Here is a 14,653-nt window from a genome sequence, read left to right as displayed (position 1 = left end):
AAGAGAGATGGAGTCTGTACAACTTTACAATATACCACCGTGAATTTTCATGTTGACTTATTTTTTCAGTTTTTTGCAAACACTCTTTTATTCAAAAACAGAACTAATCCCGCTATGACCTACGAGCAATTCAAAGAATCACTCGCACTCAAAATACCACCGGCAGGCATTCCGGAACTACTGAAAGCACTTTGGTATGATGCCAAAGGCGACTGGGAAGCGGCACATAACATTGCACAGAGCGCAGAAGGAACGCGGGAGTACGATCGCCTGCACGCCTACCTGCACAGGGTCGAAGGCGATACATTCAATGCAGGTTACTGGTACCGGCGCGCAGGAGCTGATGTTTTCAAAGGCTCATTGAAAGAAGAATGGGAAAGCCTGACGCGCACATTGCTGGAAACTGCCTGACTACTTCTTTGTTCCTGATAATTAATAATATACCCGCTTAAACCCAAGCACGGTTTTTGACTCTAACCCTGGTATCTAAATGAAAAAACCATGAAGAAAATCGTGTTTGTATTTCTATTGACCTTCACGACTCTCGCTGGATTTGCACAGCGTCAGGGAGGAGGCAATATGACAGCGGAGCAGCGTGCCGAAAACCAGACCAAAACGCTCACCGAGAATCTGAACTTATCAGAAGACCAGAAGAAGCAGGTTTACAACCTGAGCCTTGCCCGTGCCCAGAAAATGCAGGAGTTAAGAAACGCACAAAATGCAGACCGCACAGAAATGCGCGCTTCAATGGAAACCTTCAACAACGAGCTGTCGAAAATACTGACAGTGGAGCAGCAGGAAAAATACAAAACCATGCTGGAAGACAGAAGAGGAATGCGGGGCGACCGGCCGAAGAGGTAAGTTAGCTTTTGTCATGCTGAGCGCACCGGGCCGCCGGGCGGTCGAAGCATAGTGCATTGTGCTTCGACTGCGCTCAGCATGACAAAGTAGCTCAGCATGACAAATTCATTCATTCATCGCCTAAATCGCCATTTCTGTCTTAAACTCCGAAGTAAAATGGAAATGAATGGCTGGATTATTCTCGCGGTTCATGCGGATCATCCATTCTGATTCGGCTAGGAAAACTGGGTTGCGGTCTTTGTCGTAGGCGATCTGGTTTCCTTTGAGTCTGATAAACTGATCCATTGCCGGCTTTTCGTCGGCGGTAAGCCAGCAGGCGCGGGAAATGTTCATGGGTACCCAGCGGCATTTGGCGCCGTATTCGTGTTCGAGCCGGTATTGGATTACGTCAAATTGTAGTTCTCCCACCGTACCCACAATCTTCCTGTTACCCAGATCCAATGTAAAAAGCTGGGCGACACCTTCGTCTGTAAGCTGCTGAATCCCTTTTTCCAATTGCTTGGACTTCATCGGGTCCATGTTAATGAGCTCTTTAAATATCTCAGGAGAAAAACTTGGGATCCCCGAGAATTGCAGGCTTTCCCCTTCTGTCAGGGTATCGCCTATCTTGAAGTTACCCGTATCGTAAAGTCCCACCACGTCTCCCGGGAAACCTTCGTCCATCACGCTTTTATCAGAAGCCATAAATGTAAACGGACTTGAAAACCGTACTTCTTTACCCAATCGCACATGCTTGTAAAACTTACCGCGCTCAAACTTACCTGAACAAATGCGCAGGAATGCAATGCGGTCGCGGTGCCGCGGATCAAGGTTCGCGTGGATTTTGAATACAAAACCTGTAAATTTTGGTTCAGTAGGTTCTACTTCGCGCACATCTGTGGGACGCGGCTGTGGAATGGGCGATATTTCGCAAAACGTATCGAGCAATTCTTTGATACCAAAGTTATTGATCGCACTGCCGAAAAATACGGGTGCCAGCTCGCCTTTCTGGTATGCTTCCTCCGAAAATGCATCGTACACACCTTCTACCAACTCCACATCCTCAGTCAGCTGCTCTGCATCTTTTTCTCCTACCAGGTCCACCAGGCTTTCATCGTCCAGACTTACCTTGGCAACATTGCTTTCGATTTTGGTCTTATTAATCTTAAAGAAATACAGCATTTGTTCGTACAAGCTGTAAACTCCCTTAAAATTGGCTCCCATATTGATCGGCCACGTGAGCGGACGAACGCGGATGCTCAGCTTGCTTTCAAGTTCATCCAGCAGTTCAAACGGGTTCTGACCTTCGCGGTCGAGCTTGTTGATGAAAATGATAACGGGCGTATTGCGCATCCGGCACACTTCCATTAATCTTTCCGTTTGTTCCTCAACGCCTTTCACGCAATCCACAACGAGGATTACACTATCGACAGCCGTTAATGTCCGGTAAGTATCTTCTGCAAAATCCTTATGACCTGGTGTATCAAGGATATTGATCAGCAGGTCTTTGTATTCAAAGGTCATCACGGAAGTAGCCACCGAGATACCCCTTTGTTTTTCGATCTCCATAAAGTCGGAGGTCGCTGTTTTCTTGATTTTATTTGACTTAACCGCCCCGGCCGTCTGGATCGCGCCACCGAATAGCAGCAGCTTTTCCGTGAGGGTTGTCTTCCCAGCATCGGGGTGGCTGATGATCGCAAATGTGCGGCGCTTTTTTATTTCCTGTATATTACTCATGAAGTATGGAGATACTGATTTCAGAGATTCTGATAATTCAAAATTTCCGCAAAGATACGAATAAAAGAAGAGCCGTCCCTATCGGAAACGGCTCGAATATTCCATTGTTATACTGCTATTCTGGCTGTAAATCAGACGCTCAGTAGAATGAATGTTTGTAATCTTCCACAGAGGTCATGATTACTTCCAATGCCTCATCGCGACCATAAACATTGGTGATTTCAATGTGAGCAGCTTCTCCCGGAAGGTTTTTGTAAGTAAGGAAGTAGTGTTTCAAACGCTCTACGATACCCTCAGGCAATTCAGCGATATCAGAAAATCCACCGTAAACTTCATCTCCTTTTAACACAGCAATGATCTTGTCATCTGCTTCGCCGCCGTCGATCAGGCGAATTCCGCCGATTGGCTTGGCTGTACAAAGGATATCCCCGTGTGAAATGATCTTTTCGCATAATACCAGGATATCCAGCGGGTCACCATCGCCCTCGGTCACATCGCGACCTGAACGCTCGCGCGCCAATGCAGCGATTTTGTCGGCACAGTAAGTTTTTGGAATAAAGCCGTAAAGCGCGGGAACGATGTTGGAGTACTTTTGCGGCCGGTCGATCATCAGGTAACCTGTCGCTTTATCTATTTCGTATTTTACTGTATCAGTAGGAACAATTTCAATAAATGCAGTTACAAGCTCGGGTGCGTTGTCTCCCATTGGAATTCCATGCCAGGGATGTGCTTTGTGTACGTTAGCGATCATTATCTGTGTAATAGGTAATATTTTTTATCTTTTTTGATTAAATAAATTCAGTTTCAATTCCCCACCCGCTCAGAAATGTTGTAGTCACCTGTTTTGGAAACAGATTGTTTAACAAAGAGCTCACCCAGAAAACCTGCAAGAAATAACTGGGAACCGACCATGATCGCAACAAGCGCGAGGAAAAATAATGGGTTGTCGGTTACATTACGGTAAGGCAGCAAATGGTAAATATTGTATATTTTCTTACCAAGAAGCCAGAATGCTATAATGGTTCCCAGAAAAAACATAAGGGTTCCCAGACTACCGAATAAATGCATCGGCCGACGCCCAAACTTATTCACAAAGGCAATTGAAAGCAAGTCAAGAAAGCCAAAAATAAAGCGTTCCAGACCAAATTTGGTGTGCCCGTATTTACGTGGACGATGCTGCACAACCTTCTCCCCTATTTTGGCAAAGCCATTCCATTTGGCGATTACCGGAATGTAACGGTGCATTTCGCCGTAGATCGTGATGTTCTTGACCACCTCTTTACGGTACGCTTTCAGCCCGCAGTTAAAATCATGCAGATACACACCCGAAATACTCCTGGTTGCTGCATTGAAGATTTTGGTAGGGATTGTTTTGGTAACGGGATCGAAGCGTTTCTTTTTCCAGCCCGAAACGAGATCGTACCGCTCCTGCGTGATCATCCGGTACAGCTCGGGGATTTCATCAGGACTATCCTGCAAATCGGCATCCATTGTGATAATTACATCGCCTCTTGCAGCCTGGAAACCTGTTTGTAATGCGGCTGTTTTCCCATAATTACGAACAAACCGGAAGCCGCGAATGCTGGCATTTTCTAATGAAAGCCGGGAGATAACCTCCCAGGATTGGTCTTTACTACCGTCATCTATGAACAGTATTTCGTAGGAAAACCCATTTTCGTTCATCACCCGGCCAATCCATTCACTAAGCTCTGGGAGTGATTCGTCTTCATTATAAAGCGGAACAATAACGGATATCTGGATAGCTGAATGGGTCATGAATAATCTGCAATGGCGCGGACTGGATTTATAATGCCGCAAAGTTCGCTTTTTTCCCGATCAAAATTTTAAATAAAAGTCTTTCAGCAGCTCCCTGAATTTCGGATCGTGCGTAATTCCGTCTTCCTGGTAGATGTTCAGGGTTTCGGTTACTGTATCACGCGTGGGGCTGGCTGCATTTCTAAACTCCATTAAAACACGGAAAGCCTTTTTGTCAGTTTGGTGAAAAAGGGTTAGTTCCTGGTCCAGTCGCCAATTTTGTTCAGCTGCCATTTTCCTGAACTGATTTCCTTCATCTACCGGCAACAAAATCACAAACCTGCCTTCGGGCGCAAGAAGCCTTTTGATTGATGCCAACAGGGATACAAAATCAAGTGCTTCTGCATGATGCGCCAGGTTCACCTTCCCGGCAGGAGAACGCAGATCGGACTGGAAGAATGGCGGATTTGTGATAATCAGATCATATAAATGCTCCGAAGTAAAATCCTGAATGGCAGCATGAAACAATGTAATTCGCCCATTGAACGGACTGTTTTCCACATTTTCACCGGCCTGATAAAAAGCCTCGGCCTCAATTTCAACGGCGTCGATAGCTGCGTATGTATTTCTTTGCGCAACCATTAACGACAGTAATCCTGTTCCGCTTCCAATGTCAAGTATCCTGTCTGCATTCTCAACGTCCACCCAGGCGCCGAGCACGCAAGCGTCCGTGCACACTTTCATGGCGCATTGGTCCTGCTGCACAGTAAATTGCTTGAACTGGAAATGTGTGTTTCTGGCCATTATTTCATTTTCTTCCAAAGTCCGCAGGGTTCTCGCCCCAGTACTCCGTTTCCCATTTCAGGATTTTGTTAGGATAAGTATTACTGGCAAGCCACCTTTCAGCGCGTTGGAGCATTTCAAAGACGGGCTTGTTTCTGGGTGTCAATGCCAGCTTGGTATTCGCATGCTTTTTCTTGATCCAGCCGATCGCAGTGCGTGAATCGCTGTAAATGGGAAGGTCACTTTCGTTTTTCTGCAAGTAAGCCAGCGCATGTACGATCGCCAGAAACTCGCCAATGTTGTTGGTACCGTCTTTAAAAGGTCCCTGCAAAAAAATCCGTTTCCCGGTTGCATAGTAAATCCCCTGGTACTCCATATCGCCGGTCGCAGTGTTCCAGGCTGCGTCCACAATGATACTGTTCTTGATGGGCTTACCTACCGAAGCAGGCGCCTCTTTCAACACAGGTTTACTCTCTTTTTTTGTCACAAACTCCCAGTAATCCCGCTGTATCGCCTTCTCTGCCTCTTCAATGGATTCAAAAGACTTGTAGCGCGCATCTTCAAAGCCTTTGATCTGGGCTTCACATTCTTTCCAGTCCGTGAAAACCCCGGTCTTCCTGCCCTGCCACACTACGTAAAATTTGGTCTTCTTTTGAGACATCTTTTTAATTATGAATGAATGATTGATTTGGGAAGGGAGGAAGGAGGAAGGGGAGAATGGAGGAAAGGAATATAAACTCATAACCTCAACTTCTATCCTCCCTTTCCTCCGTCCTCCATCCTCCCTCTAACGCTTCTCTTCCCAAACGCAACAAATATTGACTATCGTTTCCACGGCTTTTTCCATATCCTGCACTGATACCCATTCTAATTTCGAATGGAATGCGTGTTCGCCGGCGAAAATGTTGGGGCAGGGTAAGCCCATGAATGACAGGCGGGAACCGTCGGTACCGCCTCGGATGCTTCTGCAAACGGGATTGAGTCCCGCGCGTCGCATTGCTTCCTCTGCATGAGCGATAATCTCTGGGTATTTGTCCAGAACCTCCTTCATATTGCGGTATTGCTCCTGCACCTTAAAGTCAGCTGTGGAGTTGGGATAAGCTTTCAGCACTTCGTCCACTATGCTTTTGAGGTATTCCTCTTTTTCGTGCAGACCGGCTGTTGTGAAATCCCGTATAATAAAGCCGAGTGTCACTTTCTCCTGGATACCTTCTATATGTGTCGGGTGAATGAAGCCCTCCTTGTTTTCGGTCGTTTCCGGTGACAATGTATCTTTCGGCAAACGCGCGATGATATCTGCGGCTATCTTCACTGCGTTCTCCAACTTTCCGAGCGCGTACCCGGGGTGGGTACTCACGCCGCTGATCGTGATTTTCACGCCGTCAGCAGAGAAAGTCTCGTTTTCAAGTGTTCCGGCAGCTTCACCGTCAACCGTGTATCCATAGTGAGCTCCCAGTTTAGCCAGGTCAACCCGCTCTGTACCACGACCAACTTCCTCATCGGGCGTAAAAAGTATCTTGATTTCCCCGTGCCTGATCTCAGGGTGGTTGATCAGGTACTCGGCAGCGGCCATTATTTCGGCCACACCTGCTTTGTTGTCGGCGCCGAGCAGGGTTTTTCCGCTGGCTGTAACAATGTCGTTTCCGATCTGCTGATCCAGGTCGTGTAATTCCCCTGGTCTTAAAACCTGTGTATGATCGTCAGGAAGCACAATGTCGGTCCCATCCCAGTTCTCGTGCACAATCGGCTTCACATTCGCGCCGGTGACATCCGGGGATGTATCCACGTGCGAGCAAAAGCAAATCACGGGCACATTGGTTTTGCCGGAATTCGATGGAATGGTCGCATACACGTAACCGTGCTCGTCTACATGCGCGTCAGAAACACCCATCTGAAGCAATTCCACCGCGAGTAAGTTGCTCAGGTCGCGCTGTTTGGCTGTACTCGGGAAGCTTTCAGATTCGGGGTCTGATTGCGTATCGATCTGCACATACCTGAGAAACCGTTCGAGAACTGATGTTTTCATATTGAAATCTGTTTGAGAACGAGATTAACCGATAATGGAAGCCAGATCAGCCGGCGAGTAGTTGATATTTTTCAAAGTCTTATCGTCGGAAGTTCTGTATACCAGATACTTACCATTATCTTCTTTAAAATAACACTCTGTACCTTTTGCCTGATAATGTGCTACGGTCGCTTCTGCTTCCTCCACTGTCAGACAGGCTTTTGACATATTCGAGCGCTGTACCTCGTCAAACAGCTCCCTGAATTTTTCGCCTAATCCAAATTCCAGCACAGCGCCTGATAATACATATTGTAAATCGCAAAGTGCGTCTGCTACTTCAACAATGTCCTTTTCAAGAATAGCTACTTCGAGCTCTTTCAATTCCTCCGCCAACAGCGCCACACGCAACCGGCTGCGCTCTTCTGACGGGATAGCAGGTGCGGCTACGATCGGGTGTTTGAATGTTTTGTGAAATTCGGCGACTTGGTTAAGGCTATCCAGTTGTTGCATTGCTATATACTTTCTGTTAGTTTAAATATTTGATTATTGAGTGTCAAATGTGACTACACCGCGGGATTTTCTTTTACAAAACCAGATTGGTCTTGAACAATTTGATTGCGATCGCCAGCAGGATGATCCCGAAAATTTTCCGGAGTACATCCGTACCACCCTGACCGAGCTTTTTTTCAATCCAGGTCGATGATTTCAAAACCAGGTACACGAAGAACAGGTTGAGCAGGATGCCGACGAGAATGTTCTGGATCTGGTAAGCGGAACGCAATGCGAGTAAGGTGGTCATGGTAGCAGCCCCGGCAATAATGGGAAAGGCGATCGGAACAATGGAGGCAACGCCCACATCAATGTTATCGTGCTTGAAAATGTTCCTACCCAGGATCATTTCCAATCCCAACAAAAAGAGGATAATCGCACCCGCAATGGCGAAAGAAGCCACATCTACCCCAAAAAGACTCAGCAGCCTTTCGCCCAAAAAAAGAAACACGACCATGATGATTCCGGCCGTGATCGTCGCTTTTTCAGATTCTATCTTGCCAAGTCTTTTCCTGAAATCAACAATTACCGGCAGCGAGCCAAGTACGTCAATCACGGAGAAAAGAATGAGGGTGACGGAAACGATTTCTTTGAAATTGAACATGCGGCGACCATTGAGGTAGAACCGCAAAGTTGCTCAAAATCGTTGTATTTCGTCTAATATATTAAGACGAAAATAGGTCATTACCGTCACGGTAACTGATTAAGAGCCGCTTCCGGGAAGGAAGTTCAGGAAGGTGTTAAACTGCTTTTTGTACTTCTCTTCGTCGATTTTGTAAAAGAATGCGCCCTTTTTGGAGTATCCCTTTTGCTTTTCGTCGAGCTTGATCAGTAAGTTGGTGGACAGCAGTTTGCGGCTGAAATTGCGCTTGTCGAGTTCAGTTCCAAAAATTGCCTCGTAAAGCTTCTGTAATTGCGGAATAGTGAATTTCTCGGGGAGCAGCTCAAATCCGATCGGGTGCTGGGAGGCTTTGTATCGCAGGTGCTGGATCGCCATATCCACCATGGAACCGTGGTCAAACAGCAGCTTTGGAAGCTCTTGTACCGAAAACCATTGCGCCTCAAAATTCCTGGAAATCTTGTGCGCGTAATCCTCCACATTAATCAATGCGAAATAAGCCACTGAAACTGTGCGCTCTACGGGATCGCGATCGGGGCTGCCGAAGGTATGCAGCTGTTCCAGGTAAATGTCTTTGAGATTGGTAAGTTCGAACAGAATGCGGGAAGATGCGCCTTCCAGACTTTCGTCGGGCTGCACCCAGCCGCCCATTAAAGACCAGGTCCGGTCTTCATCTTCGATCCCCCTTTTAACGAGCAGTAACTTTAATTCTTCCCCATCAAAGCCGAAAATGATGGAGTCCAGGGCCACGAGGCATTTTGTTTGCGCCTGGTATTGCTTTAATAGGTCTAAACGCACAACTTAAAATTGCGGGAAATGGTGTTGATTTTATTTACTAAATACAAACCTTTCCGTTTACTACTCATTACTGCTTTCGCGCCATTTCAGCGAGAAAATACTGCAAAGCCGCTATTTCCTGGTCGGATATAGCAGGGAAATTCGCGATCCGGAAGCTGGTATCCTTATGTTTTCCATATCCGTTCCCGAGTGTGATCCCGTTCTTCCTGGCCGCTTCTTTGATCTCCGTGATCTTCTGCGGCGTGTTGGTCACCGCGATCACCGTTTCAGACCGGGCGGCTTCGTTCTTTACCAGCGGGTTATACTTGTTGGAAGACAGGAACCGGTACCAGCCAGCACTGCGTAATTTGGTTTGCTCAGCTACCTCGCTGATGGGCTTTACCTGCTGCATGATCTTGTTGAGCAGGTAGATACACAATGTGTTAGGTGTAAATGGAGTCTGATTTTTGAGGAAGTTCTCGCGTATAAAAAGCAGACTGTTATAATGCTTCTTTTCTCCGATCTCCTCGGCGCGTTCAATTGCTTTTGGTGAAACAATCATCACGCCCATTCCCGCAGGAAGTCCAAAGCATTTTTGCACCGATGCATACCAGATATCCGCTGACTGCCAGGGAAGTACCACGCCCGCCATAGAGGAAGTCGCATCCACCGCAATGAGGTTATCGCCCTCTGATCTCAAAGACTCCAGGAAACCTGCAGGAAGCGCAGTTCCGTTGGATGTTTCATTGTGGGTAAGACAAATCACCTCGCTGCCAGACAGTTTGCTGGCAAATGGAAGATCCGGAAGCTCATTCATATCGAATGAAAGCCCGCTTGCGCCGGAGGTAAGTTTCTGGGTGTATTCCATCCACTTCTCGCCGAATGCACCATTATAGATATGCAGGCTCGGCACCGAGATCAGCGATTGCGCAATAATCTCCCAGCATTCAGTGGCTGAGGAAACAAAATAAACTTCATAATCCGCAGGAACGTCCAGTTTTGATTTCAGGTTGCTGATGGTTTCTTCCATCATTTGCATAAAGGAACCACTACGGTGGTTCGCACTGATCACTCCACTTTCAACCGCTTCCTGCAAATATTGACCAACCTCATCGTAAACTTTGGAGGGCCCGGGATAAAATGTAATCATTATATAAATCCTTCGCGTATCATCGCTTTTTCAAGCTTTTCACCAAGCTCCTGAGAAGCTTTCAACAGTGGCAAGCGTACGTTTGAGCTACATATTCCTTTAATTTCCAGGCATTTCTTGATCCCAACCGGGTTGGATTCGATGTAAAGCAATGTATCGAATTCCAGGAATGAGAGCTGTAATCTGGCGGCTTCCCTGAACCGTCCTTCCAGCGCGTGCCAGGTTAGTTCACCAAACTCTTTCGGAAATGCATTGGCGATAACTGAAATAACTCCGTGCCAGCCCACGCTGATCATGGTAGTAACAAGGTTATCGTCCCCCGAAAGCAGCAGGAAATCGTCGGGAACACGCGAGGCAAGCTCCATACTTTGCTCTATACTTCCGCCCGCATCCTTGATCCCGATGATATTGGGGTGAGCAGAAAGCTTCACAATCGTATCCGCTTTCATATTGATAACCGTGCGGCCGGGAACATTATAAAGCAGCACAGGAACAGGAGAAGCGTCGGCAATTGCTGTAAAATGCGCAATAATACCGTCCTGAGTAGGTTTATTATAATACGGGCAAACAGAAAGAATTGCGTCGACGCCGGTGAAATCGGTTTCTTTAATGCATTCCAGTACTGCGCGGGTATCATTTCCGCCAACACCGTACACGATCGGGAGCGACTTGTAGTTGTTCTTGATCGTAAATGCCAGGATTTCACGTTTTTCGCGGGAAGATACTGTCGGCGATTCGCCGGTTGTTCCCTGTACGACCAGGTAGTCGCTACCGCCTTCACTTACCAGGTCGATCAGCTTTTTCAAACCTGTATAATCTACTTCATTCTCTTGATCGAAAGGAGTGATCAATGCGGCACCTACCCCTTTGAAACGTTGGTCCAATGGCATTATTAAACTATATAATTGGTTGATTTTCGAAAACGCAAAGTTAGCTTTCTAAGTCGTTTTACCTTACTTATTATCGATCATTGCCAAAAATTCTTCCTCCGAAAGAATTGTCACACCGAGCTTGCGTGCCTTTTCCAGTTTGGAAGGACCCATATTCGCTCCGGCCAGCAGGTAGTTGAGTTTACCCGAAACGCCGCTCAAAACCCTTCCTCCATTCGCTTCAATCTTCTCTTTCAGATCGTCGCGTTCAAAATTTTCAAATACGCCTGAAATCACGAAAGTTTTACCTTCCAGCACATCACTTTCCTTTTCTACAGGTTTTTCGTTGCTCTCCATTTGTAACCCGGCGGCTTGCAGGCGGGCCACGAGCTGCTGGTTTTCGGGCACGCTGAAATAAGACTCAATGCTCATCGCAATGCGCCCGCCGATCTCCGGAACCGCTACCAGCTGATCGTAGGTTGCGTTGCGGAGCGCTTCAATGGATTTGAAGTAAGTAGCCAGCTTTTCCGCTACAGTAGCGCCTACAAAGCGGATACCCAACGCAAAAAGGACATTTTTGAAAGGTACTGTTTTCGATAACTTAATTCCATTAAGAATATTTTCAACCGTTTTTTCACGAAAACTGATCTTCTTCGTTTTCCCGGTTTCTTCATTAAAAATACTTTTCTCAATACCCAGCAAATTCCCTTCATTAAGATCGTACAAATCTGCCGGCGTATTTACCAACCCCAGGTCAAAAAGCGTCTCGATCTTACCCTCGCCCAAACTTTCGATGTTCATTGCTTTCCGGTGAATGAAATGCTCGATCCTGCCTTTCAGCTGAGGCGGGCAGTGGCTGTCGTTCGGACAAAAGAATGCAACCTCTCCCTCATTCCGCTGCAGCTCGGAGCCACATTCGGGGCATTTTGTCGGAAATACGATAGGTTCAGTGGGGAACAGTTCGCGCTGGGTCACGTCCACGCCCGTGATTTTGGGAATGATCTCTCCGCTTTTTTCCACAAAAACGGTGTCCCCGATTTCTACGCCCAATCTTTCCAGCTCGTTTGCATTGTGCAGCGTCGCCCTTTTCACGCGGGTACCCGACAAATGCACACCTTTCACATCTTTGTACGGGAGCGCACGTTCTGTCAGATCACAAAGGTTCGCAACCGGCGTAATCGCGCCCGTTCTTCCCACCTGGTAAGTGACCATTCGGAGGATAGCCGGCTTGTTTTCTGCTTTATATTTAAATGAAATAGCCCAGCGCGGACTCTTGGCTGTAAAGCCCAGCTCCTGCTGCTGCTCAAACGAATTGACTTTGATTACAATGCCGTCGGTCGCGAGCGGAAGCGTCATTCTTTTCTCTTCCCATTCGTGGATATAAGCGATTACCTCATCGATATTGCTCACCTTTTTCCAGCCGGGAGAAACATTGAAGCCCCAGGATTTCAGCGCAAGCAGACTTTCCTCGTGACTTTTGAAAAATGCAGTATCAGACAGAAAAGAATAAATGTAACAATCGAGCTGCCGGCGCGCAGTCTCAGCAGAATCCTGCAATTTAAATGAGCCGGATGCCGCATTGCGCGGGTTTGCATACTGATTTTCACCCAGCGTGTCCATTTCTTCATTCAGCTTCTGGAATGAGCTCAGCGGCATAAAACCCTCTCCCCGGATTTCAAACAATGGCGGCAGCTTGTCCGATTTAACGCGCAATGGCAAGGTTCTGATGGTCTTTACATTGGTTGTAATCTCATCCCCTCTGGTACCATCGCCGCGCGTTACGCCTCTTACCAGAACGCCGTTTTCGTATGTAAAACTCAGGGATATACCGTCGAATTTGAGCTCGCAAATGTATTCGTAAGCCTCTCCATCGAGTCCGCGCTTTACGCGGTCATCGAAGTTGCGTAATTCCTGTTCATTATATGTATTGTCGAGCGAAAGCATGGGATACCTGTGGTACACGGTATTAAACGACTTTGTGATCGTCCCTCCCACGCGTTGCGTCGGTGAATCGGGTTGCCTGAATTCCGGATTGGCGTCTTCCAGTGCCTTCAACTGCTTTAAGAGCTGGTCGAACTCATAATCAGAGATTTCGGATACGCTATCCTGGTAATAGCGGTAGTTGTAATGGTTCAGCTTATCGGTAAGCTCCTGGATCTGCTGTTCGGGACTCATGCGGAATGGCGTTATGGATTCGGCCCAAATTTAAGATTTATTCGAAATTTTAGTAATTCCATGTGACCTGCCTGCAATCCGAGCGTCTAAACAGAAACACCTTAGCAAGCCAAAATGTATTCTGCTCCAATTTTATGTATTTTCGTAAAAGGCACTGAAAATGAAAACAATGGAAGCAACCGTATTTTACAATCCAGATCTTACGCAGATCATCAACGGAGAGGAAGTTATGTCGCCTAGTCCGAAGCTTTCTCATCATCGGGTTTCCAGGAAATTGCTGCACGCGCTAACGACTTATGTTGAAGACAATGATTTGGGAGAGGTTTTCACTGCGCCTTTGGACACGATCCTGGAAGAGAAATTCAATGTGCTACAACCGGATATATTGTTTGTTGCAAAAGAGCAGGCTGATATCATGCAGGATTGGGTCAGGGGCGCACCAGCAATGGCGCTCGAAATAGTTTCAAAAGGCTCGTACCGAATAGATACCGTTATAAAAAAGGAAATTTATGAGCGATATGGCGTGAAAGAGTACTGGATTGTGTTTCCTGAAAAAGCATTGATTGAAGTTTATACATTGCATTTGGGAAAGTATCTTTTGCATGGCAGTTTTAGTGGCGAGCAGCTGATTCAAACCCCTGTATTTCCAGACTTTGATTCTCAGCCAAAAGCCATTTTCAACATTTAAATAAGTAATTCGCTAATTTCGCCGGATATCGTTTTTACAAAAAGAAGATTTCCAATGGCTGAAATTGCCCCTTCCATACTAGCTGCCGACTTCGGCAATCTGCAACGCGATGTTGAAATGCTGAATGCAAGTTCGGCCGCATATATTCACGTAGATGTGATGGACGGTGCCTTTGTTCCCAATATCTCTTTTGGAATACCCGTTTGCGAAGCAGTTCATAAGCACGCCGGCAAGCCGCTCGATGTCCATTTGATGATCGAAAAACCGGAACGTTACTTTGAAGCATTTAAGAAAGCCGGTGCCTGGGGATTGACCATTCATTACGAAGCTTGTACGCACCTGCACCGGAACATTCAGCATCTGAAAGAGCTTGGCTTGTCAGCCGGTATAGCCTTAAACCCGCATACGCCTGTTGAGCTACTTACAGATATACTGGAAGATGTTGACCTGGTGCTGATTATGTCTGTCAACCCGGGATTCGGCGGACAGAAATTCATTGAAAATACCTATAAAAAAATCGCAAAGCTGAGCGCACTTCGTGAAAAATTTGGGTATTCATTCAAGATTGAGGTAGATGGCGGCGTTAATCTGGACAATGCACCACAACTTGTTAAAGAAGGCGTGGACATTTTGGTGGCTGGCAGCTTTGTTTTTAACTCAAATGATCCTGCGGCCACAATCGAAAAGTTAAGAAACAGCTAGTAAG

At 46.7% G+C, this 14,653-nt stretch carries 16 protein-coding genes; 4 read left to right on the top strand and 12 right to left on the bottom strand.

Annotation, left to right across the window (positions count from 1 at the left end):
* The first annotated feature begins 114 nt into the window (after positions 1–114).
* Together ASG33_RS06715 and ASG33_RS06710 are read left to right on the top strand one after the other, a co-directional pair.
* Positions 115–411, top strand: coding sequence for a hypothetical protein (locus tag ASG33_RS06715; protein ID WP_056281612.1), 297 nt, complete (start codon positions 115–117; stop codon positions 409–411).
* Between the two features lie 90 nt (positions 412–501).
* Complete coding sequence (locus ASG33_RS06710; RefSeq protein ID WP_056281608.1) at positions 502–861, top strand: periplasmic heavy metal sensor; 360 nt, start codon at positions 502–504, stop codon at positions 859–861.
* Positions 862–981: 120 nt separating this feature from the next.
* Here ASG33_RS06710 and ASG33_RS06705 read toward each other — a convergent pair whose 3' ends face one another.
* The 12 genes from ASG33_RS06705 to ligA form a co-directional block, all read right to left on the bottom strand.
* Positions 982–2,577, bottom strand: coding sequence for a peptide chain release factor 3 (locus tag ASG33_RS06705; protein WP_056281605.1), 1,596 nt, complete (start codon positions 2,575–2,577; stop codon positions 982–984).
* 139 nt (positions 2,578–2,716) lie between these two features.
* Positions 2,717–3,328 carry an inorganic pyrophosphatase gene (locus ASG33_RS06700; protein ID WP_409012502.1) on the bottom strand — a complete coding sequence of 204 codons (612 nt, stop codon included), beginning with the start codon at positions 3,326–3,328 and terminating at the stop codon, positions 2,717–2,719.
* A 53-nt stretch (positions 3,329–3,381) separates the two neighbouring features.
* Complete coding sequence (locus tag ASG33_RS06695; protein ID WP_056281602.1) at positions 3,382–4,353, bottom strand: glycosyltransferase family 2 protein; 972 nt, start codon at positions 4,351–4,353, stop codon at positions 3,382–3,384.
* A gap of 60 nt (positions 4,354–4,413) precedes the next feature.
* A complete protein-coding gene (locus tag ASG33_RS06690; protein WP_056281599.1) occupies positions 4,414–5,136 on the bottom strand; it encodes a tRNA1(Val) (adenine(37)-N6)-methyltransferase in 723 nt (240 codons plus the stop codon).
* Between the two features lie 4 nt (positions 5,137–5,140).
* Positions 5,141–5,776: a viroplasmin family protein gene (locus tag ASG33_RS06685; protein WP_056281596.1), complete on the bottom strand. Its 636-nt coding sequence runs from the start codon at positions 5,774–5,776 to the stop codon at positions 5,141–5,143.
* A gap of 126 nt (positions 5,777–5,902) precedes the next feature.
* The gene (gene pepT / locus ASG33_RS06680; RefSeq protein ID WP_056281592.1) at positions 5,903–7,141 is read right to left on the bottom strand and encodes a peptidase T; all 1,239 of its coding nucleotides are present in this window, start codon (positions 7,139–7,141) and stop codon (positions 5,903–5,905) included.
* 24 nt (positions 7,142–7,165) lie between these two features.
* Positions 7,166–7,630, bottom strand: coding sequence for a nucleoside triphosphate pyrophosphohydrolase family protein (locus ASG33_RS06675; protein WP_056281588.1), 465 nt, complete (start codon positions 7,628–7,630; stop codon positions 7,166–7,168).
* Between the two features lie 73 nt (positions 7,631–7,703).
* Positions 7,704–8,273: a MarC family protein gene (locus ASG33_RS06670; RefSeq protein WP_056281585.1), complete on the bottom strand. Its 570-nt coding sequence runs from the start codon at positions 8,271–8,273 to the stop codon at positions 7,704–7,706.
* A gap of 99 nt (positions 8,274–8,372) precedes the next feature.
* Entirely contained in the window at positions 8,373–9,086 is a 714-nt protein-coding gene (locus ASG33_RS06665; protein WP_056281582.1) for an NrtR DNA-binding winged helix domain-containing protein, read from the bottom strand.
* 67 nt (positions 9,087–9,153) lie between these two features.
* Positions 9,154–10,215: an aminotransferase class V-fold PLP-dependent enzyme gene (locus ASG33_RS06660; RefSeq protein ID WP_056281580.1), complete on the bottom strand. Its 1,062-nt coding sequence runs from the start codon at positions 10,213–10,215 to the stop codon at positions 9,154–9,156.
* Positions 10,215–11,105, bottom strand: a complete 891-nt coding sequence (gene dapA / locus ASG33_RS06655) for a 4-hydroxy-tetrahydrodipicolinate synthase (RefSeq protein WP_056281579.1) — start codon at positions 11,103–11,105, stop codon at positions 10,215–10,217. The genes ASG33_RS06660 and dapA overlap by 1 nt, the downstream gene beginning before the upstream one ends.
* A 63-nt stretch (positions 11,106–11,168) precedes the next feature.
* Entirely contained in the window at positions 11,169–13,259 is a 2,091-nt protein-coding gene (gene ligA, locus ASG33_RS06650) for an NAD-dependent DNA ligase LigA (RefSeq protein WP_056281577.1), read from the bottom strand.
* A gap of 160 nt (positions 13,260–13,419) precedes the next feature.
* On the opposite strand from ligA, the gene ASG33_RS06645 reads away from it, so the two are divergent.
* On the top strand, positions 13,420–13,947 hold the full coding sequence (locus ASG33_RS06645) for a Uma2 family endonuclease (RefSeq protein WP_056281576.1): 528 nt from the start codon (positions 13,420–13,422) through the stop codon (positions 13,945–13,947).
* Between the two features lie 54 nt (positions 13,948–14,001).
* Positions 14,002–14,649 (top strand): ribulose-phosphate 3-epimerase, encoded by a 648-nt coding sequence (rpe, locus tag ASG33_RS06640; RefSeq protein WP_056281574.1) that lies wholly within the window; start codon positions 14,002–14,004, stop codon positions 14,647–14,649.
* Positions 14,650–14,653 lie beyond the last annotated feature (4 nt).

Source organism: Dyadobacter sp. Leaf189 (assembly GCF_001424405.1).
Classification (GTDB): domain Bacteria; phylum Bacteroidota; class Bacteroidia; order Cytophagales; family Spirosomataceae; genus Dyadobacter.
Note: the sequence above shows the minus strand (reverse complement) of the source record. Positions and strands in the feature narration are given on the sequence as shown.

What these genes read in the sequence shown, in the direction of transcription:
- ASG33_RS06715 (WP_056281612.1), top strand. Translation starts at nt 115, where the DNA reads ATGACCTACGAGCAATTCAAAGAATCACTCGCACTCAAAATACCACCG.
- ASG33_RS06710 (WP_056281608.1), top strand. Translation starts at nt 502, where the DNA reads ATGAAGAAAATCGTGTTTGTATTTCTATTGACCTTCACGACTCTCGCT.
- ASG33_RS06705 (WP_056281605.1), bottom strand. Translation starts at nt 2,577, where the DNA reads ATGAGTAATATACAGGAAATAAAAAAGCGCCGCACATTTGCGATCATC.
- ASG33_RS06700 (WP_409012502.1), bottom strand. Translation starts at nt 3,328, where the DNA reads ATGATCGCTAACGTACACAAAGCACATCCCTGGCATGGAATTCCAATG.
- ASG33_RS06695 (WP_056281602.1), bottom strand. Translation starts at nt 4,353, where the DNA reads ATGACCCATTCAGCTATCCAGATATCCGTTATTGTTCCGCTTTATAAT.
- ASG33_RS06690 (WP_056281599.1), bottom strand. Translation starts at nt 5,136, where the DNA reads ATGGCCAGAAACACACATTTCCAGTTCAAGCAATTTACTGTGCAGCAG.
- ASG33_RS06685 (WP_056281596.1), bottom strand. Translation starts at nt 5,776, where the DNA reads ATGTCTCAAAAGAAGACCAAATTTTACGTAGTGTGGCAGGGCAGGAAG.
- pepT (WP_056281592.1), bottom strand. Translation starts at nt 7,141, where the DNA reads ATGAAAACATCAGTTCTCGAACGGTTTCTCAGGTATGTGCAGATCGAT.
- ASG33_RS06675 (WP_056281588.1), bottom strand. Translation starts at nt 7,630, where the DNA reads ATGCAACAACTGGATAGCCTTAACCAAGTCGCCGAATTTCACAAAACA.
- ASG33_RS06670 (WP_056281585.1), bottom strand. Translation starts at nt 8,273, where the DNA reads ATGTTCAATTTCAAAGAAATCGTTTCCGTCACCCTCATTCTTTTCTCC.
- ASG33_RS06660 (WP_056281580.1), bottom strand. Translation starts at nt 10,215, where the DNA reads ATGATTACATTTTATCCCGGGCCCTCCAAAGTTTACGATGAGGTTGGT.
- dapA (WP_056281579.1), bottom strand. Translation starts at nt 11,105, where the DNA reads ATGCCATTGGACCAACGTTTCAAAGGGGTAGGTGCCGCATTGATCACT.
- ligA (WP_056281577.1), bottom strand. Translation starts at nt 13,259, where the DNA reads ATGAGTCCCGAACAGCAGATCCAGGAGCTTACCGATAAGCTGAACCAT.
- ASG33_RS06645 (WP_056281576.1), top strand. Translation starts at nt 13,420, where the DNA reads ATGAAAACAATGGAAGCAACCGTATTTTACAATCCAGATCTTACGCAG.
- rpe (WP_056281574.1), top strand. Translation starts at nt 14,002, where the DNA reads ATGGCTGAAATTGCCCCTTCCATACTAGCTGCCGACTTCGGCAATCTG.